This is a genomic window from Catalinimonas locisalis (assembly GCF_038039535.1).
In the GTDB taxonomy this organism is placed as follows: Bacteria; Bacteroidota; Bacteroidia; order Cytophagales; family Cyclobacteriaceae; genus Catalinimonas.
The window spans coordinates 1-23,110 of sequence record NZ_JBBPHP010000057.1 but is presented as its reverse complement, the minus strand read 5'-3'; the positions used below and the strand labels follow the sequence as shown (position 1 = coordinate 23,110).

At 42.2% G+C, this 23,110-nt stretch carries 22 protein-coding genes and 1 other RNA gene; 14 read left to right on the top strand and 9 right to left on the bottom strand.

Going from position 1 to position 23,110, the window contains the following annotated elements; genetic code table 11:
* The first annotated feature begins 138 nt into the window (after positions 1–138).
* Positions 139–270, top strand: coding sequence for a TRAM domain-containing protein (locus WJR50_RS31325; protein ID WP_341297282.1), 132 nt, complete (start codon positions 139–141; stop codon positions 268–270).
* Between the two features lie 53 nt (positions 271–323).
* On the opposite strand, the gene WJR50_RS31320 is transcribed toward WJR50_RS31325, so the two are convergent.
* Positions 324–1,328, bottom strand: a complete 1,005-nt coding sequence (locus tag WJR50_RS31320; RefSeq protein ID WP_341297281.1) for a DUF4249 domain-containing protein — start codon at positions 1,326–1,328, stop codon at positions 324–326.
* A gap of 4 nt (positions 1,329–1,332) precedes the next feature.
* Positions 1,333–3,702 carry a TonB-dependent receptor gene (locus WJR50_RS31315; protein ID WP_341297280.1) on the bottom strand — a complete coding sequence of 790 codons (2,370 nt, stop codon included), beginning with the start codon at positions 3,700–3,702 and terminating at the stop codon, positions 1,333–1,335.
* Between the two features lie 271 nt (positions 3,703–3,973).
* On the opposite strand from WJR50_RS31315, the gene bshC reads away from it, so the two are divergent.
* From bshC to WJR50_RS31295, 4 genes are read left to right on the top strand one after another with little or no spacing between them, the layout of a single operon-like run.
* Positions 3,974–5,539: a bacillithiol biosynthesis cysteine-adding enzyme BshC gene (gene bshC / locus WJR50_RS31310; RefSeq protein ID WP_341297279.1), complete on the top strand. Its 1,566-nt coding sequence runs from the start codon at positions 3,974–3,976 to the stop codon at positions 5,537–5,539.
* A gap of 2 nt (positions 5,540–5,541) precedes the next feature.
* Entirely contained in the window at positions 5,542–6,141 is a 600-nt protein-coding gene (locus tag WJR50_RS31305) for a 5-formyltetrahydrofolate cyclo-ligase (protein ID WP_341297278.1), read from the top strand.
* 56 nt (positions 6,142–6,197) lie between these two features.
* Positions 6,198–7,538 carry a Trk system potassium transporter TrkA gene (gene trkA, locus WJR50_RS31300; protein WP_341297277.1) on the top strand — a complete coding sequence of 447 codons (1,341 nt, stop codon included), beginning with the start codon at positions 6,198–6,200 and terminating at the stop codon, positions 7,536–7,538.
* Entirely contained in the window at positions 7,535–8,995 is a 1,461-nt protein-coding gene (locus tag WJR50_RS31295; RefSeq protein WP_341297276.1) for a TrkH family potassium uptake protein, read from the top strand. The genes trkA and WJR50_RS31295 overlap by 4 nt, the downstream gene beginning before the upstream one ends.
* Before the next feature lie 72 nt (positions 8,996–9,067).
* On the opposite strand, the gene WJR50_RS31290 is transcribed toward WJR50_RS31295, so the two are convergent.
* From WJR50_RS31290 to WJR50_RS31270, 5 genes are all read right to left on the bottom strand, one after another.
* Positions 9,068–10,768, bottom strand: a complete 1,701-nt coding sequence (locus tag WJR50_RS31290; protein ID WP_341297275.1) for a M56 family metallopeptidase — start codon at positions 10,766–10,768, stop codon at positions 9,068–9,070.
* Complete coding sequence (locus tag WJR50_RS31285; RefSeq protein WP_341297274.1) at positions 10,761–11,135, bottom strand: BlaI/MecI/CopY family transcriptional regulator; 375 nt, start codon at positions 11,133–11,135, stop codon at positions 10,761–10,763. Before WJR50_RS31285 ends, WJR50_RS31290 begins: the two co-directional genes overlap by 8 nt.
* Positions 11,136–11,284: 149 nt before the next feature.
* Positions 11,285–13,090, bottom strand: coding sequence for a TrkH family potassium uptake protein (locus WJR50_RS31280; protein ID WP_341297273.1), 1,806 nt, complete (start codon positions 13,088–13,090; stop codon positions 11,285–11,287).
* Positions 13,087–14,133, bottom strand: coding sequence for a bifunctional heptose 7-phosphate kinase/heptose 1-phosphate adenyltransferase (locus tag WJR50_RS31275; protein ID WP_341297272.1), 1,047 nt, complete (start codon positions 14,131–14,133; stop codon positions 13,087–13,089). The genes WJR50_RS31280 and WJR50_RS31275 overlap by 4 nt, the downstream gene beginning before the upstream one ends.
* 45 nt (positions 14,134–14,178) lie before the next feature.
* Positions 14,179–15,375 (bottom strand): pyridoxal phosphate-dependent aminotransferase, encoded by a 1,197-nt coding sequence (locus WJR50_RS31270; RefSeq protein WP_341297271.1) that lies wholly within the window; start codon positions 15,373–15,375, stop codon positions 14,179–14,181.
* 238 nt (positions 15,376–15,613) lie between these two features.
* On the opposite strand from WJR50_RS31270, the gene ssrA reads away from it, so the two are divergent.
* The 5 genes from ssrA (at position 15,614) to WJR50_RS31245 (ending at position 18,394) form a co-directional block, all read left to right on the top strand.
* Positions 15,614–16,020, top strand: a transfer-messenger RNA (tmRNA) gene (gene ssrA, locus WJR50_RS31265).
* A 547-nt stretch (positions 16,021–16,567) separates the two neighbouring features.
* The gene (locus tag WJR50_RS31260) at positions 16,568–16,987 is read left to right on the top strand and encodes a type IV toxin-antitoxin system AbiEi family antitoxin domain-containing protein (RefSeq protein ID WP_341297270.1); all 420 of its coding nucleotides are present in this window, start codon (positions 16,568–16,570) and stop codon (positions 16,985–16,987) included.
* Positions 16,988–17,163: 176 nt separating this feature from the next.
* The gene (locus tag WJR50_RS31255; RefSeq protein ID WP_341297269.1) at positions 17,164–17,517 is read left to right on the top strand and encodes a type IV toxin-antitoxin system AbiEi family antitoxin domain-containing protein; all 354 of its coding nucleotides are present in this window, start codon (positions 17,164–17,166) and stop codon (positions 17,515–17,517) included.
* A complete protein-coding gene (locus WJR50_RS31250) occupies positions 17,517–17,786 on the top strand; it encodes a nucleotidyl transferase AbiEii/AbiGii toxin family protein (protein ID WP_341297268.1) in 270 nt (89 codons plus the stop codon). Before WJR50_RS31255 ends, WJR50_RS31250 begins: the two co-directional genes overlap by 1 nt.
* Positions 17,726–18,394, top strand: coding sequence for a nucleotidyl transferase AbiEii/AbiGii toxin family protein (locus WJR50_RS31245; RefSeq protein ID WP_341297290.1), 669 nt, complete (start codon positions 17,726–17,728; stop codon positions 18,392–18,394). Before WJR50_RS31250 ends, WJR50_RS31245 begins: the two co-directional genes overlap by 61 nt.
* 68 nt (positions 18,395–18,462) lie before the next feature.
* Here the strand turns inward: WJR50_RS31245 and WJR50_RS31240 are convergent, their stop codons facing one another.
* Both WJR50_RS31240 and WJR50_RS31235 read right to left on the bottom strand, forming a co-directional pair.
* On the bottom strand, positions 18,463–18,810 hold the full coding sequence (locus WJR50_RS31240) for a hypothetical protein (protein WP_341297267.1): 348 nt from the start codon (positions 18,808–18,810) through the stop codon (positions 18,463–18,465).
* A complete protein-coding gene (locus WJR50_RS31235; RefSeq protein ID WP_341297266.1) occupies positions 18,780–19,205 on the bottom strand; it encodes a hypothetical protein in 426 nt (141 codons plus the stop codon). Before WJR50_RS31235 ends, WJR50_RS31240 begins: the two co-directional genes overlap by 31 nt.
* 303 nt (positions 19,206–19,508) lie before the next feature.
* On the opposite strand from WJR50_RS31235, the gene WJR50_RS31230 reads away from it, so the two are divergent.
* The 4 genes from WJR50_RS31230 to WJR50_RS31215 all read left to right on the top strand — a co-directional run bounded on the left by WJR50_RS31230 (position 19,509) and on the right by WJR50_RS31215 (position 22,898).
* Entirely contained in the window at positions 19,509–20,819 is a 1,311-nt protein-coding gene (locus WJR50_RS31230; protein WP_341297265.1) for a hypothetical protein, read from the top strand.
* 74 nt (positions 20,820–20,893) lie between these two features.
* A complete protein-coding gene (locus tag WJR50_RS31225; protein ID WP_341297264.1) occupies positions 20,894–21,541 on the top strand; it encodes a DUF6320 domain-containing protein in 648 nt (215 codons plus the stop codon).
* Between the two features lie 86 nt (positions 21,542–21,627).
* Positions 21,628–22,494 carry an alpha/beta hydrolase fold domain-containing protein gene (locus WJR50_RS31220; RefSeq protein ID WP_341297263.1) on the top strand — a complete coding sequence of 289 codons (867 nt, stop codon included), beginning with the start codon at positions 21,628–21,630 and terminating at the stop codon, positions 22,492–22,494.
* A 278-nt stretch (positions 22,495–22,772) separates the two neighbouring features.
* Positions 22,773–22,898, top strand: coding sequence for a hypothetical protein (locus WJR50_RS31215; protein WP_341297262.1), 126 nt, complete (start codon positions 22,773–22,775; stop codon positions 22,896–22,898).
* Positions 22,899–23,110: the final 212 nt, after the last annotated feature.

Genomic DNA, 23,110 nt, shown 5'->3' with positions numbered 1-23,110 from the left:
AAGTCTGTACAGGAAAAAGCAAAGCTAAAAGCAGCAGTATGGTACATTAAGCTGACATTCAGGCTGTTTCAACAAGTTTACATGAAAGCTATTCCATGAGGATCATGCTTTAAGAGTCATTCTATCAGCAGTACTCCAATGAACAGCAGGGTAGACAATGAGGTGATCATCCCCGCCGATACACATTACCTGCGTTTAGGTGATTTTGCTGATATCCGTATCCTGGATGCTACAGAGTTTGATTTGTTTGGTGAGCCGGTGAAGGGCTGATGAATGTAGTTAGGCACTCGTTGCAAACGAGCGCCAGATAAGTGAAAGTAATTTTATTCCTCCAATAGGATGTTCACGGTATCACTACTAGAACCAGCAAAGATGCCGTAGCCGTTTTCAATATTGTTGTATACAGGCACCGGCTCAGCAAAGGGGTTTCCCTCAGTATCAGATTGTAAGTCAGTAGAACGAATATACAGATACTGCGCTTCATTAAGCGAACGTAAGAAGACAACATATTCCTTGACAGGCTCTTCCGAATAACTGTAGTTTTCTACATTAAAACGGACCGTATAGCTTTTCCCGTTAAATATTTCATCCGGAAAGATCAAGGACGCACCATAGTAGCGATCATCTCCCGTAAAAAAATCCCCTTCATTGACTATCGGATCATCACTATTGAGGTACATAGGAGATAGTACAGTGACAGTATCAGTGATGGTATACGTACCATCTTCCTCATTATATGCTCCCCTGTACTGCGTAACGTATTGGGCTACTGTGATCTCGTAATAATTGCTTTCTGCACCAGGGTCGGCAATGCTGAGCTGCACATCTGACAGATTGATCTGTTTTTGTGTTACTGTGGTATTACCATCAAAATAACTGTACTCATAGACAGTAGTATCATATTGCAAATCCTGAATCGGTACAGCCGATTTGATAAAAGTAGTAGCTTCTACCGGATCAAATCCGGCTTTGTCTACTTGTATGCTATACTCTCTACCTACTGTGGGTGTAAAATTGGTAAAATAGACCGTCTGGCTGAGGTCATCTATCACCACTGTCCCATCATTTTCCAGCTCAAGTTCTTCCAGGGTGGCTACCGGAGTACCATCTTCCAGAAGTACCACATTTGCTCCCGGCAAATTGCGTAAGCTTCTGTTGCTTAATACAAACTGGCTCTGGCTCAAAAGCACCCGCACAGGATTGCCGGGCTGAATAAAAGCATTGACAACAATTTTAGGACTTTCTCGGGGGATGTCTACCTCTACCACCGTTTCACAGGCACTGATAAAAAGGCTAAACAGTAAGCCGAAATACAATATCTTCTTCATAGCGTTAGAAATTAAAGCGGTAGCTGAACGATGGAATGACGGGGAAAAGACTGACCTGCTTAAACTGACCCTCCTGGCCGTACTCACCACTCTCATCTATGTACAGATAGAAAGGGTTACGGCGGTTATAGGCATTGTACACGCCAAATACCCAGGACCTTTCTCCCCAGCGGGTTTTCTTATGGAAAGTGATGCTGGCGTCCAGCCTATGGTAGGCACTCATGCGGTAGCTGTTACGCTCCCCGTAATAATAAATGTTGTTCATATAATAGTTGTCTCTGGGCATGCCGGAGTATTTAGCCGTAGGCAAAGAGATAGCATTACCAGTACCGAATACCCAGGTGAAAGAAAGGTCTATGCGCTCTTTCCACTTATGGACTACCGCCAGGCCAAGGTCATGACGGCGATCGTATTTGTAGGGAAAACGTTTACCAAAGTTGAGTTCAGGAAACTGTCGGTCGGTCCAGGAGAGGGTATAGCCCAGCCAGCCGGTAGTACGCCCCTGCTTTTTCTGGACAAGCAGTTCTGCCCCATAGCTTCTCCCCTCACCTACCGTCACTTTATCCTGCCAGTCTTCATTCACATCAATAAAGCTGGCCCCTTCCTCATAGGAGATCAGGTTATCCATCGTTTTATAATAGCCCTCCAGGCTGATTTCGTAGCTGTTGTTCCAGTTGTAAGCACCTCCCAGGGCGATCTGCTGGGCGGTCTGGGGCTTAACCCTTTCCGTGGCTGGTACCCAGAGGTCAGTAGGCAGACCGATGCCGGAGTTGGTGAGCAGGTGGATAAACTGGGCCATCTGTACATAAGAAGCTTTGAGCGATGTCTGATTATTGAGCAGATAGCGCCCGGCTATGCGGGGCTGCACCGAAGTATACAGCTCATTATTTACACTGAAGCCCGAAAAGTGAACCCCTGCGTTGACTTTAAGCCTGCGGCTGATTTCTATGTCATCTTCCACATAAGCGGCAAACTCTATGGCGCGAGTTTCCTGTGCGCCCAGTAGCGTATCCAGCGACTCACCGTAGGATTCATCATCATACTGGTAGTTTAAGGCACCCGGACGGAAAGTATGGTGAATGGCGTTGACACCAAAACGAATGCCATGCTGAGGAGAAGGCAGGTAGTCAAAGTCTATTTTAGCCGCAAAGTCTTTAATCCCTGAGAGGTATTTGGCTAAGCCCTGGTCTACCAGTACCTGATCGGAAGTATCGCTGAGGTATTCATAGCGGTACTCTTCGGAGATATCAAAGCGATAGCGGCTATACGTGAGGGTAGTATTGCTGAAGAGCTTGGGCGTAAAAATATGGTTCCAGCGCAGTGCTGAAGTGATATTTCCCCAGCGCAGTCCGGCTTCGTCTTCATCTTCTAATGTTACCCCATTCTGGATATCTTCATCATAATAGCGGGCATAAAAGCGGTCATCACCCAGGTAAGTACTCAGGAATAAACGGTCTTTGTCGGAGAAACGATGGTTGATCTTGGCATTTACATCATAGAAATAATAACCTACCACTTCGTCTCCACCCGTTTGCGCCTTGATCAGCGGGCGGGCCAGCAGGTCAATATAAGTACGGCGACCGGAGATAATGAAGGAAGTTTTGTCTTTTACAATAGGCCCCTCCAGGGTAAGTTTGGAAGCAATCAGCCCGATAGAACCTTCGCCATGAAATTCTTTCATGTTACCTTCTTTCATACTGATGTCAATTACGGAAGATAAGCGGCCGCCATAACGGGCCGGGAAGCCTCCCCGGATAAGCTGTACATTATTGATGGCATCCGCATTGAAGACGGAGAAAAAGCCAAACAAATGCGAAGCATTGTATACCGGCACCCCATCCAGCAGAATGAGGTTCTGGTCAGGGCCTCCTCCTCTTACATACAGTCCGCTCGTGCCTTCATTACCTGACTGTACTCCGGGTAAAAGCTGAAGGGTCTTTAGTACATCTACCTCTCCCAGCAAAGCAGGCAAGGCTTTGATCTGTTCTATGGGCACAGAAACAGTGCTCATCTGGGTCACTTCCTGAATTTTTTCCGCATCCGCGGCGGAGATCACCACCTCATCCAGCATGGCACTTTCAGTAAGTTCTACGTGCAGGGTAGTATCCTTTTTAAGAGAAAGTCTAATGATCTGAGGCTGGTAACCTACATAAGAATAAAGCAGACTGATGCTGTCGGTTGCAGGGAGCGTAAGGCTGTAGAATCCGTAAGTGTTACTGCTACTGCCATCAAGCGAGTTCTGTTCAATAACGTTGGCTCCGATCAGGCTCTCTCCGTTGGCATTATCCTTAATATAGCCGCTTATGGTATAGTTCTGTGCGTTGCTACTTAAATAAATCAGTAATATTCCTAGTGTCAGGAAAAATTCTTTCATAGAGGGATGGGGATATAGGTGAAGCTCACAAGTTTTTTTCATTACAAAAACCATACGTGAAATAGGAACTATGAAAACTATTCACCAGAAGCAGCCCTAAGATCAGCGTTTATATATAGACAGCGGTAAAGGATAAAAGGATGGATGTAAGGAGAAAAAAACATTAGTTTTGTAGCATCGTACCTACTACAAGGCCGGAAAGAATGCTCAAACATTTTAGGGCCATGACAATTTCTTTATTTTGCGCTAGAGAGTATTATTCTGCAAAACCATGAACATAGAAAAACTAAACTTTTCGGAAACCGGCACCTTCTCACAAATCTTTCTGGATTATATAAACAATAAAGACAGCCTCCAAAAATTTTATACCCGTCGGCCTGATCTGAAAAGTTTTGAAGTGCAGCTTCAGGAAAAAACATGCTCCCCGGCCAGCCGACAGCGTCTGCAGGAAGTTTTGCGTAAGCAATATACCAGCGTAGCCCAACCCAAGGCAGTAACGCAGAATATAGAAAAGCTGGGCGATAGCAAGACATTTACCGTCACTACCGGACATCAGCTCAATATCTTTACCGGCCCTCTCTATTTTATCTACAAGATCATCACTACCATTAATTGTTGTAAGCAGCTAAACGAAGCCTATCCGGATTATCATTTTGTGCCGGTATACTGGATGGCTTCAGAAGATCATGACTTTGAAGAGATCAACCATTTTCATCTTTTTGGTACGGATTATAGCTGGCAGACCGAGCAGAAAGGTGCGGTAGGGCGCTTTATTACCGAAAGTATACAATCCGTACTGGATGAAATGCCGGGCAAAGTAGAGGTGTTTGAGAAAGCCTATAAGCAACATAAATTCCTGGCCGATGCGGTACGATGTTACGTCAACGATTTGTTTGGCAAGCACGGCTTACTGGTACTGGACGCTGATCATGCCGAACTGAAGGCAGATTTTCGTTCGGTGATGAAAGATGATTTACTCAATCATACCTCAAAAAAGCAGGTGGAAGCATGCTCGGGTGAACTGGAAGATCTGGGCTACAAAACGCAGGTCTTTCCAAGAGAAATCAACCTTTTCTATCTGGATGAGCAATTGCGGGAGCGGATTGAAAAAATAGATGACCAATACGTAGTGCTGAACACTGAGATCAGGTTCACAGAAGCAGAACTGCTGGAAGCCTTGGAAAAGCATCCCGAGAAATTCAGTCCCAACGTGATCCTCCGCCCTCTCTATCAGGAGACTATCCTTCCTAACCTCGCCTACGTAGGCGGCCCCTCCGAGTTGGCGTACTGGCTGCAACTCAAAACTAATTTTGAACATTATCAGCTTCCTTTTCCTATACTGCTACCGCGTAACTTCGGTTTGGTGATCAATAAAAGTAATGGCAGAAAGCTGCACAAGGTGCCCGTGCAGACCAGAGATCTTTTTCTGGATACCCAAAGCCTGATCAGAAAATTTGTGGAGGCCAATGCGGAAAACAGCCTTTCTCTGGCCGAGGAGCAGCAGGCTATGGCGGAAGTATTTAATGCTGTAAGAGCCAAGGCTATGAAGGTGGACAAAAGCCTGGAAGGCTTCGTGGGTAAAGAAGAGAAAAACACGCTCAAAATTTTACAAAGCATTGAAAAGCGCCTGAAGAAGTCGGAAGAGCAAAACCAGGAGATACACGTAAAGCAACTGGAGAGTCTGAAAGAAAAACTATTCCCTGGTGATAGCCTGCAGGAGCGTAAAGAGAACTTTTTGAACTTTTATATCAACAATCCTGCTTTTCTGGATGAAGTAATGGAGCATTTTGATCCGTTGGAATTTAGCTTTTATATTCTCCACGAAGAAACTGAGTAGCCTTGACCAAAACTGAAGCTCGTAACTATTTTCGCCGGCAGCGAAAGCGCATGAGCGAAGATGAATACCAGCTTGCCAACCAAAAGCTGTATGAGCAGACCATATCTTTTTTGAAAAAGGAGAAGCCCAAATCAGTACACTGTTTTCTTCCCATCCTCAAAAATAAAGAGGTCAACACCTGGCCTATCATCGCGTGGCTGCATGACCACAATATTCAGGTAGTGGTACCCAGGAGCAGCCTGGAGGATAATAGCATGCAGCATTTTCAGTTGAAGAGAGAAGTAAAATGTGTAGAAAATGCATGGGGTATTCCTGAACCACAGGGAGCATCTCTGGTTACAGTAGCTGAACAGGATATCGATTTGGTGCTGCTGCCCCTACTGGCTTTTGACCGACAAGGGCACAGAGTAGGCTATGGAAAAGGCTATTATGACGTTTTTTTGAGCAAGTGTTTGCCAGATACATTCAAAGTAGGGCTTTCTTTTTTTCCTCCTATCCTGAGGATTACAGACGTGAGCCCCCTGGACATGCAGCTTTCTCATGCCATTACGCCTGATAAAGTATGGACTTTTATGGATTCTGGTAATAAGAACCAAGAGTAATGCACAAACTGTTATATATTTGTGCAAATTTTCAGCATTAGAATAGAAGGGATAATATGAGAATTATTATTGCGGGTGCAGGAGATGTAGGAAAACATCTGGCTAAGCTTCTGGCTTATGAAAACCAGGACATCATTGTGATTGATCTTAACCAGGAGCGTTTGCGACAATTGGGAAGTCAACTGGATGTTTCCACCATCAGAGGTAGTTCTACCTCCTTCAGGGTGCTTAAAGATGCTAATGTAGCAGAAGCAGATCTGCTGATCGCCGTAACAGAGTCGGAAGAAGTGAACCTGGCTACCTCGGTGATTGCCAAGCAATTAGGTGCCAAGCGAACAGTGGCAAGGATTTCCAACGAAGAGTATCTGATGAGCAAAGAAACTCTTGATCTGCGAAAAATAGGGATAGACGAACTGATCTCACCTGAATCGCTGGCGGCCCGGGAGATAAGGCGTCTGTTACGCATCGCTGCCGTAACAGATACTTTTGAGTTTGATCAGGGCTTATTGTCTCTGATAGGGATTACTATTGACAGAGATAGCCCACTGTTGAATCATTCACTGGCCGAAACCTCTCGCCTCAATCCTAACAATACTTTTGTTACCGTAGCCATTCTTCGGGATGGGCGGACTATCATTCCTCGTGGAGATACCCGTATTGAGCCTAATGACCATGTGTACTTCATTGCTGAGCCAAATGGTATAGACAGAGTACTGGACCTTACCGGTAAAAAGAAAATTGAGATCAAGAATATCATGATCCTGGGCGGAAGCAAGGCTGCCTATCATACTGCACGTAAGCTGAGCACCAATTACAATGTAAAGCTGATAGAGAGAGACAGAGACAAATGTTTTGAGCTGGCAGATCAGCTTCCCAAGTCACTGATCATCAATGGAGATGGCAGGGATGTGGAGATACTGGAAGAAGAAGGCTTGGGTAATATGGACGCTTTTCTGGCCCTTACCGGAGATTCGGAAACCAACATTATCAGCTGCCTGGTAGCTAAAGACAAGGGCGTGAAGAAAACCATCGCCCTGGTAGAGAATATTGATTATATCCACCTGAGCCAGAACATAGGCGTGGACACGATGATCAACAAAAAGCTCATTGCCGCCAACTTTATCTTCCGCTATATCCGCAAAGGAGATGTGGTTTCCATCACGGGTATACACGGAGTGGAGGCAGAAATTCTGGAGTATGAGGTGAATAATAATTGTAGAATTGTCAATAAGCAGATCAAAGATTTAGAGTTTCCTAAAGATGCAGTGATCGGTGGAGTGGTTAGAAAAGGTAAAGGTCAGGTAGCCATGGGTAATTTTCAGTTTGAGCCTAACGACCGCGTAGTAATATTGAGCAAAAGAGAAAGCTTGTCGGATGTTGAAAAGTTCTTTAAATGAAATTTAACTGGAAGGTTATCATCAATATCCAGGGGGCACTGCTGATGTTTATTGGGGGCTTCATGCTCCTTTGTCTTTTAGTCTCTTTTTTTTATGATCAATCTGCCTGGGAAGCTATACTTGCGGCTTCGGGCGTATCTTTTACAGTAGGGCTAACCACCTGGCTGGCTACCCGAAAGCAGAAAAACAAAGAGTTGAGAAGCAAGGACGGCTACCTGGTAGTGACCTTAAACTGGCTGCTGATGTCTTTCTTCGGCTCGCTACCCTATGTATTCAGCGGCACTATTCCTTCCTATCCCGATGCCTTCTTTGAGTCTATTTCAGGTTTTACCACCACCGGAGCTACCATACTTACCGACATTGAAGCGCTGCCCAAAGATATTTTGTTCTGGCGAAGCCTGACGCAATGGATAGGGGGTATGGGCATTATCGTACTGGCAGTAGCCATTCTCCCAATTCTGGGCATTGGAGGTATGCAGCTCTTTGTAGCAGAGGCTCCGGGAGTAACCCCCGATAAGCTTAAGCCTCGTATCCGAGACACTGCCAAAAGGTTATGGCTTTTGTATATAGGCCTGACTGTACTGGAAACGGTGCTGCTGATGTTTGGAGGTATGAACTTCTACGAGTCTATCAACCACGGACTGACGACCATGGCTACCGGAGGCTTTTCTCCCAAGAATGCCAGTATTGCTTTCTATGACTCTGCCTATTTACAATATGTGATTACCATCTTTATGTTTCTGGCAGGTACCAGTTTTTCTTTGACTTACTTTGCCTTTAAAGGGGCTTTCAATAAAGTGTGGCAGAATGAGGAGTTTCGTTACTATCTTTTTTCAGTACTCATCATCATTCTGATCAGTACTGTCGCTATCTATGTGGTGAGCGATGCAGGACTGGAAAAATCTTTTCGGGATGCCGCCTTCCAGGTAGTATCGGTGATTAGTACTACCGGCTACATTACCGCTGACTATACCTCCTGGGCTCCTTTGCTGACCGTAATTTTCTTCCTGCTCATGTTTATTGGCGCCTCAGCAGGTTCTACTGCCGGAGGGGTGAAAATTGTCAGGCATATCGTACTGCTCAAAAACAGTATACTGGAGATGAAAAGGCAGGTCCACCCCTCAGCCATCATTCCGGTACGTCTTAATGGTAACGCTATTACCCAGGATATTACTTTCAACGTACTGGCATTCTTTATCATTTACATTACCATTTTTGCGGTGGGCTCAGTAGCCATTGCCTTGATAGGGGTAGATTTTATGACGGCTGTAGGTTCAGTAGCTACTTCGCTGGGTAACATAGGCCCTGGCATTGGTACAGTGGGGCCGGTAGATAATTTTGCCCACCTTCCTGCTGCTGCCAAATGGATACTTTCTTTTCTCATGCTCCTGGGAAGACTGGAGCTCTTTACTGTGCTGATCCTGTTTACGCCCTACTTCTGGAATAGGAATGTTTAGATGGTAACTTCATAAAAAAAAGGACTCATCAATGAGTCCCTTTTCTTTTTATCAATATATTCACCACACTTATCAGTCTTCAGCGATGGAAATGGCCATGGGTAGACCCTGGCGTATGGCATCGTACATGGATTGATATTCCTCACTGGCTGAACGATTCTGGGAGATTTCAGAAAATCTGATACCATACATCTCTTGAGCACGCTCATCATAAATTTGATAAAATGCCTCTTTCAGATGGTATAAACTCACTAAATAATCCTTGTAGCTATCATTGTCGTCAAAGCGGGCACTGACTACATAATTGGTATTTTGTTGTGCTATTTGCTCTTTGGCAAATGCATATACTTTTTGCTGATCAGCAGCGCTTTCATCTTCACGCATTTGAATTTTCAGCATACTGATGTTATTTTCTTTAGCGTATTCATCCGTAATCTTAGGGATGCGATAGCCTACTTCATCCTCAATCTCCGGAGCGGGAGGGAGAACGATAGAAACGGCAATCTGTTCTCCATCAGCGCTTTGACCCAGATAGATGACTTTCAAACGATTTGCCTTCCTCAATTCATTTTGTACTTCGCGTACCAACTCCATAGACTGATTCCGGGCGATCTGTGTGACAATCGCATCATCTTTGTCAGACAAATTCTTTACTACTGAGATGATCTGATCTACTGCTACAAGATCATCATTGATCCACACTTTATTGTCTGAAATGCGCAGCTTGAGCGTGTTTTCCGTACTCCAATTAAACTCTCCTGCTGCGGAGGAGGGTAAAACCGGAACGCTCAGCGCAGAAGTATTTGACGCTGACATGAGCGGCTCGTCTGAGGCGGTATTACACTGCAACATAAGTAAGCTAAAAACAATGCTGGCAGATAGCGCAAGTGCAACTTTGGCTTTACCGGCCCATCCTGATTTTTCTATAGTCATCATGGTTATTCTTTTTTTAACAAATGATAAATTAAAGTTATGTATCAACCCGTAAGAGTTGACGCTGATCAATTGTCTCAAAAGCAAGGTCTGATACGTAACTAAGGAGTAACCCTGATCTATCGTTTTTTTATCGGCTATATATTCATGTGTTTCTTTGAGAGATTTTATGAGCTGCCATACCACCGGATTGAACCATAGCAGGGCGGCTGCCAGTTGAACAATGAGTAAATCCAAAGAATGTCTTTGCTGTATATGCGTTTTTTCATGCGCCAGTACCTGGTCAAAATCTTTACTATCCAGCATAGCCTGATGGACAAAAACTGAATTGAGAAAAGAAAATGGTGCCATCTGATGAGATACTTTGACCACTCTCAATCCGTTGATGATCACTTTCTGACTGGAATTTTTAAGTTTCAAAATCCAGCAGTATGACCATAACAACCTCAGCATAACCGCAGTAAGGCCAAGGCCATACATGATCAAAGCTATGTTCAGGAGCAATGCCTGCTCACTGTTTTCTGTGCCAGTTGAGTAAACACCGGTTTTTTCCTGAGCAAAAGTGTGGCTCAGGCTTTCATGGGTCCAACTGTCAAAAACATCGTGGTAAGCTATTCGCATATCCCGCAGCTTACTGATAGGTTGGTCCACTACAGTAGCTGATGTAGGTAGCAGATCAAAACTCAATAGTGGAAATAAAAAAGAGAAAGCTAGAGAGGTCAAAAGAAAAAAACGATTGAAGCCAAAGAAAGTCTCCTTTCTGAGCAGTAGCCAGTATAAGGTATAAAGTAGCAACAGTACTCCGCTGACTTCTAACAGGTATATAAAAAGGCTACTCATTTTTTTCTGATTTTAGCTTTTCCAGCATCTTCATTACTTCATCCAGTTCTTTTTCATCCAGCTTTTTACTTTCCGAAAAAAAGTTGACAACCTGCTTCAGTGAGTTATTATAATAGTCTGAAACCAAACGGGACAACTGCCCTTTGCGGTACTCCTCCTTAGAAATCAGAGGATAATACTGATGAGAATTGCCGTATACATGGTAACCTACGATTTCCTTCTGCACCAGCACCCTTACAATGGTAGAAATTGAGTTATAAGGAGGCTTAGGGTCGGGATATTGTGCCTGTATATCTTTGATAAAACCTTCTCCAATATCCCAGAGAATTTTCATGATTTTCTCCTCTGCCTTAGTCAGTTCAGTCATCGCTTATTGAGTTTATTGATCAGCTAAAACAAGTATACAACTTAATATTAAGTTAGTCAACTTATTTTTAAATTATTTAACTTAATATTAAGTTTTAATAGAGATTCTGGTGAAGTTGATAAAATTCAGGACAGTACTTTGGTAAAAGTCTACCCTACCATTAAGTTAGCAGCAGGATATTTGAAGTTTTCGGTAGATACCCGGGTGCTGAGGGCTACAGCAAAAGTAAGTATGCCTATCCTTCCCAAAAACATAGACACAATAATCAGCGACTTACCAGCGGTAGACAGATTGGCAGTGATACCCGTACTCAGCCCTACAGTACCAAAGGCGGAAACCTGCTCAAAGAGCAGGTCCATCATATTCATGCCTTCTTCTGTCATGCTTAACAGGAAGATCATGATAGCATTGATCGCAATCCCATAAAAAAAGATAGATAATGCTTTATACAAAATGTCAGCAGGTACATAGCGATTACTGATATGAATACGGGATTGTCCCCGGCTGATGGCCATTACGGATACTAATATCAGGTAAAAAGTAGAAGTCTTTATACCTCCGGAAGTTGAAGCAGATGAACCTCCGATAAACATAAGCAGCATACAAAGTACCAGCGAAGGGTCAGATAACTGAGAAAAATCCACTGTATTGAAGCCCGCTGTCCGGGTGGTTGCCGACTGAAAAAAACTGGTCATTAAAGCCTCAGTAAGGTTCATATCTGTCAATACATTGTCTTCTTCTATCCAGTAGAATAGCGCAGTGCCTGAAACTAGTAAGACAATGGCTACGTTGACCGCAATTTTGGTGCTCAGGTGCCAATCCCTCCAGGGGTGTTCCAGTCGGTCACGCAGGCGGCTTGGAGAGAAAATATCTTTGATAGGCGTAAATCCGATAGAGCCCAGAATAAGGGAAACAGCTATGACCATATGCAGAATGTAGTTATTGCGGACTACCTCTTCGTATAAGCCATTGGTAAAAATGCTGAAACCAGCATTACAGAAAGCAGAAATAGCATGAAAGACAGAGAAAAAAATCTTCTCGCTCAAGCTGTCAAAAGGAATACTCCAGGTGAAAAAGAGCAGTATGCATGTGCCCAGTTCTATAAAGAAAGTGATGAAAATAATTTCGCGTAATAATCTGCCGGAGGATGAAATGGCTTCTGTATCTAAGTAATCCGGGATCAGCATTTTCTGGCGAAATCCTAAGCCACCGCTCAGAAAGGAAGCAAAAAAGGTAGCAAAAGATAAGATGCCCAAGCCCCCCATCTGTATCAATATCAGAATTACCACTTGTCCGCGCGTAGTAAAAAAAGTAGCCGTATCTACTACGATTAGTCCCGTTACACAACTGGCACTTACTGAGGTAAAAAGTGCGTCAATAAAGTTCATACCACCGGGCTGAGTAGTCATAGCCGGAAGCATAAGCAAACCTGTTCCGGTAAGGATAAGCAGCAAAAAACTGAGTACGAAAGCTGCGTTGGGCCGAATCTTGATATTACTGAGGTTTACACTTGCTTTGGAAAACTCCAGAATAAGTAAGAGGAGAAGCAGAGCAGTGGTAAAGTAATGATAAAAATCAATGCTTCTGATAATTTCCAGCCATTGATACACATCATTTTCCGAGCCACTGAACAAACGTACTATCTGCCTGATGATCAATAGCCCCATGATAGACGATTCCAGGGGTGTATTCTTAATAAAGTCGATACGCCGAAAGGCATAAAGCCATCTCAGCAAAAAGGAAATTAGAAAAATCCATAAAATGATATGGATGCTCAGGTACACATTGGCTATCTGATTTGTGGTAAGACTGAAGCCGAAATTGTAAAGCAATACTGCCAATCCTAGAATAGAGCTGATCAGGTTGATAATGCTGGCAAGGCGCAATACAGTAGGCCGACTGTCATAAAGAAGGTTATTGAACCTTTTTATGATGATATCTTTATTCAACTTCATGAGGACGAAGTATTTGAATCAAGTACTTTTCGGGCTTCCTGCAGCAGTCGGTCCCGTTGGATAGAGACTACACCGGTATACTCACACACGATGCCTCCGCCCAGGTTGGCAAGTCCGGCTAGTAGTTTAGGAGGAAGGTTCAACGCCAGACAAAGTGCGGCGATACTAATGACAGTATCTCCTGCTCCGGAGACATCGGCAATCTGACGGATATGAGCGGGAATAAGATGTTTTTCTTCCTTCTCTCCGTAGGTAGCATCGATAAAAACTCCTTTTTCAGACATAGTAATAAAGGTACACTCTACTTCCAGCAGTTCCTTAAGCCGATCAGAAGCCTGAATTACAGCTTGCTCAAAGGTCAGTGAGGTTTCGTGTTTCTCTTTAAGTATGGCCAGATTCTCGGCCTGCAAGCCTTCTTTGAGTTCCTTAAGGTTGGGTTTAAATAATGTAGCTTTGTGATAATGCAGGAAATTGCGTCGCTTAGGGTCTACAGCGGTAGGAACCTTGTGTTTCTGAGCCAGAGCTATTATCTCCTGTATCAGTTCTTTGCTCAGCACACCTTTGTCATAATCCTGAAAAATCACCACATCCGCTTCTGCAATCAATGTCTCCATGCTTTTCAGCAGTGCCAGCCGGTCTTCTTCATTCAGCAACTCATCGTCTTCAGAATCCACTCTTAGCATTTGCTGAGAACCGGCAATTACCCTTTCCTTTACCGTAGTGAGGCGATTTTTACTTTTAATTATGCCCTGGGCAGTAATGTCCTGTTTGCGCAGAAGGTCAATAAAATCGTCTCCGGCATGGTCATCGCCAATTACAGCACAAAGTAGCGGCACGGCGCCCATAGCTTGTACATTAAGGGCTACATTAGCAGCGCCTCCCAATCTTTTTTCCCGCTTGCGGACATGTACGATAGGCACGGGAGCCTCAGGTGAGATACGATCCACTTTTCCCCAGATATAGGCATCCAGCATCACATCTCCTACAATCAGCACTTTAAGCTGGCGGAAAGCGTCAAAAATCTCATCCAAAGACTTTCTCATAAGCAGAAAAGAGCTCCTTCAATGGAAGGAACTCTCTTTTCTTGATTACTTCAATTTACTTAAAGCGTCTTTAATGCGCTGAATAGCTTCTACCAGATCTTCATCAGAAGCAGCGTAAGACAAGCGTACACACTCAGGTGCGCCAAAAGCATCTCCGGTTACCAGAGAGACATGGGCAGTATTCAGGATATACATACAGAAATCGCTGGCATCGTTGATGTTAGTTTCTCCATCTGATTTGCCAAAGTACTCACTTACATCGGGGAAAATATAGAAAGCGCCATTAGGCACATATGTTTTGATGCCCGGAACCTCCCTGAGTTTTTCCAGCACCAGATCTCTGCGGCGCAGATAAGCCTTGGCCATATCCTGGGTAGCGGTCATATCTCCTTTGAGAGCAGCGATGGCAGCACGTTGTGCAATACCATTGGTACCAGAAGTAAACTGCCCCTGAATTTTGCCGCAGGCTTTGGCGATCGGCAGCGGAGCGGCGATATAGCCCAGACGCCAACCGGTCATGGCAAAACCTTTGGAAAAACCATTAACAGTAACCGTACGCTCCATCATGCCGGGCATAGAAGCGATGCTTACATGCTCACCACTGAAGTTGATATGCTCGTAAATTTCATCCGCTACTACTATGATATCAGGGCGGTCAGCCAGAGCTTTGGCCATAGCTTCCAGTTCCTCACGGCTGAAAACTGCGCCGGTAGGGTTGCAGGGAGAAGAGAAAATTACCGCTTTGGTTTTAGGCGTAATAGCTGCTTTGAGCTGCTCGGCAGTGGCTTTAAAGTTATTCTCAATAGTACCATTGATAAACACCGGTACACCTTCGGCCAGTTTGATGATCTCGGCATAGCTTACCCAGTAAGGAGCATAGACAATTACCTCATCGCCGGGGTTGAGCAGGCACATAAAGGTATTGGCAATAGACTGCTTGGCACCGGTAGAAACAACTATCTGCTCGGGAGTATAGGTGAGTTGGTTTTCATTTTTCAGCTTATCGGCAATAGCCTGACGCAGGTCCAGATAACCGGGCACCGGAGAGTAGGTAAAATATTTACCCTCATCAATCGCTGCTTTAGCCGCCTCGCAAATGTGTGCTGGTGTTTTAAAGTCTGGCTCTCCCAGGCTCAGGCTAATGACGTCCGCCCCTTTTGATTTTAGTTCACGTGCTTTTTGAGCCATGGCAATGGTGGCCGACTCTTCCATAGCCTTAATTCTGTCGGATAGTTGCTCCATAGTTTATTAGAATTTTGTAATAGGTATGTTTTGACCGTAAAAAAGCAAAACGGGGCAAAATTAATGATTAGCGTTTAGAGATACTAGGTTTAGCGCTGAAAGTATGGCTGTTAATTTTTGAAAAATGCCCGGCAGACATTTTAATAAATTACCTTCAATTCGCCTTTATTTTTTAGATTTATTGTGAATAATTTATGAACTTTGGGGGCAATTTACTTGTCTATAGTATTGCATACACGGGGCCGACCGGTTTTGACAGGATGTGTGGTTACGTGTGTAAGCATGCAGGCACATGGAGTGAGTGCCTTGATCAATAGCTCTAACACTATAATTGGCGAATCTAATTACGCCATGGCTGCCTAATTTTAACCCTCTAGGTTAAAATTTGGGCTTCGCGGTTGAGCGACAACGCTCCCGGGCCACATCCTGCGGTGCTTCTGTTCTTTAAGCGCCGGGTCCAGGGTGTCGAGATGAAGAACTAGTGTGGGCAGGACTGTGATGCCCATGCGAAATTTAATCGCAGTTAAGGTAGTGTTCGGTTGCCTCTTACCATTCACTACCCGACAATCCAAAAAAGGCTAAGCATGTAGAATCCACGATAGTTGCCTTCACTGGACGAGGGTTCGAATCCCTCCGGCTCCACTGGAAATTGAGACATTTCGCATCAAAGCCCTTCAAATCCTATGATTTTGAGGGCTTTTTTCTTTTTCAGGTTACCAAATAAAACCAAACTAACACAAATCATTCGGTGACCTATTCGGTGCCCCATTTCACCTTATTAATCCTATCAAATATGCTTCAATGGTACGTTTTAGTATCTATTAAAAACAGGGTAAATTTATACACTTTGGTAAACTGATTAGAATGTGGTGAACCTAGAAATAAGTTTATTTCTTTCCATTATCGGATGGAAGCTTAAGGATATGAACTGAAAGAACCCTATAGATTTAAAACTGGATGGCAGAAGTGTTGAATGAGAAATACATGTAGATCAATATTAATAAAATCTTTGAAGAGCAGCCTTACCTTTTTACAATCATACTTGCAGTTATCCATTTAGATTCCCATATCCTCATTATGTAAAGCGTAATTATTCTACTTGCAACTTGGGATTTAACAAATTGTATATTAACATTATGTTTTGATATGAGATAAACCCCACATATTAGGGTTTATACATAAATGAAATATAATGGCAAGAAGCACTTACATTTCAGAAAATCTAACCCAAGCTCAAATTATTCTGATGCTGATGCTGGACGAGTATGAAATGGACATATTCACCCTTCAAGAGTTAAAGGACCTTGCCTCAGAGGAGTTTGATGATATCAATGAGTTGGTAGAAAACCTTGTACACAAACAAGTTTTATCCAGAATAGAAAGAGGAAAATACTGCAAACCTAATTTTAGAGATGAAAAAGCAATCGGGACTTTTCTGGTGCCGGACGGTGCCATTGCCTACTGGTCCGCTCTAAATTTACATGGCTTAACAGAACAGTTTCCCAATACAGTCTTTGTTCAGACTGGCTTTGTTGCAACGGTTAAAACACTGGAAACGAAGTGTTTCCTCCTTTTAGTGGAGAGTAAAAGCTATAAACAGCCATTTTCTTGACTATTCTAGAGTGAAAACCGCATCTAGAGCCAAATCAACGTTGCAACAAAGCTGTTCAGACTACAAAAGTAAAATCTGAGAAAGTAATCTTTGGAGTCACCTATAAGTTTATTAAAATAACTCCTGGTAAAAGAACTGGTATCACCAAAGAAGGCTATGGTAATTATCGCTTTGCAATGACTGATGTGGAAAAAACCATAGTGGATTGCTTCGACCTTCCTCAATATTCCGGTGGCTATGCCGAGTTGATCAGGGCTTTTGCCCATGCTAAGCTATCCGCTGAAAAAATGATAGCTTACTGCAAAGCAGTGAACAACCGAGCCGCTACCAAACGTATGGGTTACCTGGCTGAGATACTGGAAAAGAAAGGTATGAAGACTTTCATCCACTTTGCCAAAAGTCAGGTAAAAGAAGCTTATAATCCCTTTGATCCACAAGGCCCGGATACCGGAGCCTTCAACGCAGCATGGAGGCTCAGACTAAATATTTCAAAAGAAGCATTGCTGGAAATAACAAATAAACAATATTAGTGATACTAAAAAAGGAGATAGAGAGAATAGCCCAACAGAAAGGGGTTGCCAGAACAACCATTGATAAAGACTGGGTATTGAGTCACTTCATAGATGCCATATTCTCTATTCCTGAATGCAGGAAAAACCTAATCTTTAAAGGAGGCACCAGTCTTCGGAAATGTTATTTTGAAGACTATCGTTCCACGATGGTCGCTTCTCAGAAGATCTGGATTTCACAACTATTGATGAAAGTTTCGGACTGGTTACAAAGCTTCTTAACAAGATAATCAACCTGGATACAAAGAGAGCAGAAATACCCCTCTACGTGCATGAGCTGAAACAACTTAGGTTCAAAGCCAAACCTACTGGTTTTTCAGCCATCATTAAATTCTGGGGTGCTGATCATCCCAGGAATCAAACTCTACCTCCTCCACAACGTTGGCATACTTCCATTAAGATAGAGATTATACTCTATGAGGAAATGATCTTTTCTCATGTAGAAAAATCAGTTTATCATGAGTACAGCGATAGCCTCTCGGAAATTGCACAATCTATTCCTTGCTATTCGCTTCAGGAAGTATTAGCAGAGAAACTACGCTCACTCATCCAACGCTCTTATACCGCCCCACGAGACTTTTATGACATTTGGTATCTATCACAAAATGTAGCCAATCTTAACTGGACAGAAATAGTAGAAGCATTTTATCAGAAAATGAAATTCAAAGGGTTGGAATTTACTGGTAATGACCAGATGATCAATGAAGATAATGATAGGCGATTGCAAGCAGCCTGGAACAATAGCTTGGCTCATCAAATACCAGGACAAGATTTTCCTGACTATCAACTTGTCAAGGAAGACCTGCTTCTTTTGTTCAAAGATTTATTTAAAAACTAAACTATGGGAGGATCAAAAACTCTGATTAAGTTTTTACACCAGTCTCTCTTCCAATATACCTTTCCACTTCATAAACCCAGTTCTTGTATCAGCATAGTCATGCTGGATACGGCTGAAATTGGAAGATTCTTTGTCCAAATAAGCCTGTCTTCCATGATTACGGATAAGATTGAGCAGGCTGTCAATTTCTGCTTGAGAGAATCTATGTTTTTATCAATATGCCACAGATAAGTAGCTTCTTCAGTATCCAAAGTTTCCCAAACTACATGATATTGTTCCCTTCCAGTGAGCAGGAAAATAAAAGAAAAGGGATCAAGTACAAAACGGAGCTTGAGTATGCTGGAATCATGTCTTTTTGAAAGATACTGAAGCTGTAGGAAATGCTTTACTTTTTGTAGCTGTAGCAATTCATCCAATAACTGTTGCTCAGAGTTATACCATAAATTGCCCTTCTGATAAGTTGTTGGAGATTTAGCATCTTTCCACTATCGTTAGATAAAGGTTTTAGCCTGACTATTTCTTTATTGATAAATCTGAATCGGACACTCTCTATCATTTCCTGGTTGATCTTGTCAATAGTATCAGATACTGCCTGTTTACTAAAGATATCCTGTCCTTTGATATGCAAGAGTATATGTACTTTAACTTGCCTGGAGCGGGTAGTTTTAGCAAAGTAGCTTTTCAACACTTCAAATTCCGGGCGTATGTCCAGATTGGTGACTTCAAAACTCACGTCTTGTTGCAAATCCGGCACAAAGTATTGAAAAGTAAGTCGCTGTTGAAAATAATAAAGTAAAAAAAACTTCTTCATTGTAATTGTGTTAAATTAGAATAATACACTTCATAATAAATACTATTAACCCTCAGAGTAGAACCATGGACTTGAGTTTCCAGGGCAGTGTCCCGAGGAATTAGGCTACTTGTGATTTATACATCTTTAACAGATAGAACAATAAAAGATGATGAAACAGATATTCCTGCCCAAATGATCATCACCCACAACAAAGGCAGTAAAACGCTGGTTGATTAAAACAGGAGAGGTATTATTTTTAGTTGAGTTGAAGCCATCCTGACTTTGATACCCTATAATTTGTGCAGATAATTTTTTTCATTAGTGCAAGAAGAGAAAGATTTTATAAGCAATCAGGTAGAAGATTTTTGGTTTCCCCTGGATAATGCAGCCAAAATATTCCCTGCTACCCTCAATGAAGAATATACAGCAGTCTTTAGAATGGCTGCTGTATTAAAGGAGAGAGTAAGGATTAAACCACTGTTTGAGGCTTTAAATGCACTTGAAGACCGTTTTCCATACTACAAAGTCAGACTCAAAAAAGGTCTTTTTTGGTATTACTTAGAGACGATACACCTTCCTTTTTCTGTAGAGGTGGATGATCAGGGGTTTTGCAGAAGCTTTCAATCCTCTGACTTATTAAACAGAATACTGGTCAGGAATAATACAATCAGCGTGGAATTCTCTCACATACTTACCGATGGTTCAGGAGGTCTGATGTTTCTGAAATCCATTTTGATGACCTACTTCGAGAAATGTGGAACGCACATTTCTGATGAAGTTGAATACGCCAGGCCTAAAGAGGCAGTGAAAGAAGAGGAATTTGAAGATGCTTACCAGCGTTATTTCCGCAAAGATTCACCGCTTGTTTCTAAAATACCCCCGGCTTTTCATCTGCCCTACTCTTTAAAAAAGAAACCTCGATTTGAGACTCAGATTACTATTTTGCCACTAAAAGAAGTATTAAAAGCGGTCAAAGAAAAAAGTTACAGTATCACCGTTTACTTGGTATCGGTATACCTGATGGTACTGCAGCAAATTTTTGAGAAGCTAGATGAGACGGAGAAAAGAAAATCCCATAAAATCTTAAGAATTAATGTACCCATTAATCTACGCGCTATTTATCCTTCAAAGACAATGCGGAATTTCTCTTTATTTGTAAGACCTGAGATTGATCTGAGAATGGGCCAATATACCTTTGATGAAATCCTAAAAAAGGTGCACCATTTCATCCAGCTGAAAGCAGATAAAAAACAAGTGAATCAAGTGATCTCGCGGAATGTTGGAGGAGAGAAAAGACTGGAAGTTAGAAGTCTTCCTCTTTTTTTAAAGAACATGTTTTTAAATCTGAAGCATAATTCTCTGGGTCCTGCTCTCTACAGTGGAGTCATTACCAATTTAGGAAAGGTTGATTTTTCTGCGGAAGTTAATCCTTATATTGATTACCTGATATTCACAGCTCCTCCTCCTCCCAAAACACTAAAAGTGAGTTGTGGTATCATTGGCTTTGATGATAAGTTAGTATTAAGTTTTGGGAATATCTCCACTTCTATGGAGTTGGAAAATAGATTTTTTGGATTTTTAGCTGATCAGGGGGTATCCTCTCAAATTGTTAAACCATTTAGTATGGAATAATGATCCATTGCAAAAACTGTGGTGTTAGCTTGGAGCAAAATATGAATTATTGCCCTCTGTGCGGGTATACTGTCATGAAAGAAGCTCGAGAAAACGGCTCCATTCGTTTTCAAAAGAGACCGGAAAGGCAGGAGCTACAGACTGAAATTAACAAACTGGATCTCTATCAAAGAAGAAAACTAATATGGGAAGTATTTTCTATCATTCTTGGTGCAGGTGTGTTATCAACTGTAGTTTTAAATATTATTATTAATGGTATGCTTAGCTGGTCCTGGTATGTGGTTACCGGAGCTATCACTATTTTTATTCTTTTTTCTATATTTTCTTTTTTGAAGCACCGCCCATTCATTAAAATCCTCAGCATATTTTTCACCACTGCAGCCTGTATACTTGTACTGGATGTACTGGATCATCAGCTGTCATGGGCCTTTTCTTTAGGTCTGCCTTTACTTTTAGCAGTTTTAGTAGTTTTGCTGGCATTCATCATCACGCTCAGACAAACTAAAGAGAAGGGTTTTAATGTAGTCGCTTATATTTTTCTTGCTATGGGAATACTGACAATGGCTGTAGAAAACATCATTTCCCTTTATTTGACTAACCACTTCCGTTTTGGCTGGAGTGCCATAGCATTTTTTAGTGTATTACCAGTAGCAGCTATTTTATTGTATATTCACTTCAGGTTGCTCAAAGGGGCTAATCTGCAAAAGTTTTTTCACATCTAAATGTGGTGTTATCCTAGCGACCAAACCGTCTGTGTTAAGATGCAGCATATCTTATAAAAGTAATTATGGCAAGCATACAGAGTCGGTTGATTAAGTTATTTTTCGGATCTTTTTTTAGGAAAAAGGCTAATGCCAGCCCTGAACTCAATATCAACCTATCTCGCCATGTTGTCTTTTCTTTCCCCCCCAAGAAAATCTACAAAAATAACCAGGTGAAAACCTGCCAGATAGAAGGTCATAATATATTTACCATTATTCCTACTGCAGTGAAGAATGATCAGATGCTCTTTTATTTACATGGAGGAGCTTATAAAATGGGGATTACCTATCCACATTGGAGTTTTATCAATAAAATAGCGGTAGAATCTGGCACAACACTTACGATCATGGATTATCCAATTGCACCAAATAGTGGCTACAAGGAAACCTTTCATTGGGTATTAGCCGCTTATCAAGCATTGTCAAAGGAAGTGGATGCATCAAAAATCATTTTGATGGGAGATTCTGCCGGAGGGGGGCTGACACTAGCGCTTGCTCAACACCTGAAGCAGGTGAAACGTTCTCAGCCCAAAAGCATGATCTTATTATCTCCTTGGCTCGATGTTACTATGAAAAATCCTGAGATCAACTTTTTTGAGAAGAGAGATAAGTTTCTGTCAAAAAGGTCACTGATTGAATCCGGTAAGTTATATGCAAGAGGTGAAGACCGAAAAAACTATATGATTTCTCCAATTTACGGCGATCTAAATGGGTTAGCAGATATTTATTTATTTATCGGTGGGGATGAAATATTGGTAGCTGATGCAAGAAAACTTAGAGAGCTGTCCAAAGAAGCAAAAGTTAATTTACATTATTATGAGTTTGAAGAAATGTTCCATGTATGGATGCTTTTCCCTGTACCAGAAGCTAAAAAAGTAAGAGATTTAATCCATGACATCATTATGATGAATTAGATTAGGTGTTTTGCTACACAGGACCATGATTAATAAGTTTATTTTTTATAAACTATCTCTCTAATAAAATGTCATATAAGTAAGTGTGAATCTAAACTAATGATATGCCATGCGTACTAAGTAAGTAGTCCGACAGATATAATTTAAACTTTGAATTTAAAGTTAATCATCCTTGTCTGTGACGACCGGCGTCCCGGCGAGGATGTGGGAGAATGGCGTTTTAAAACGCCCGTTACGTTGTGTCCTCGTGGAACACAAGGACAATAAGTTAATTTCTAATGGCAAAATTATTATGTCATAGTACTTACTACTGTTCAGGGGTTGAAAAGATGGAAAATTCCGTCATTGCTCATTTAAATGGCGTAGAAGGTAGTGATACAGCGGATGATATGGAAAGTGGATAAACCGGAGCATGTTGACCCCTCAGATCCGATAGAGAATTTAGACACTCAATGCTCTTTTTGAGCTTGAAACGCATGCCATTCCGGCAGATGCTGACCCCCTAAAGCTGTTGATGTTGACTTGTACCGGAGCATATTGGCTCTTCCTAAATTTTGGTGAAGCAGGATTGGATTGAAAGGATGAGCTAAAATGTTATGAGGGAAAAGAGGAGCAG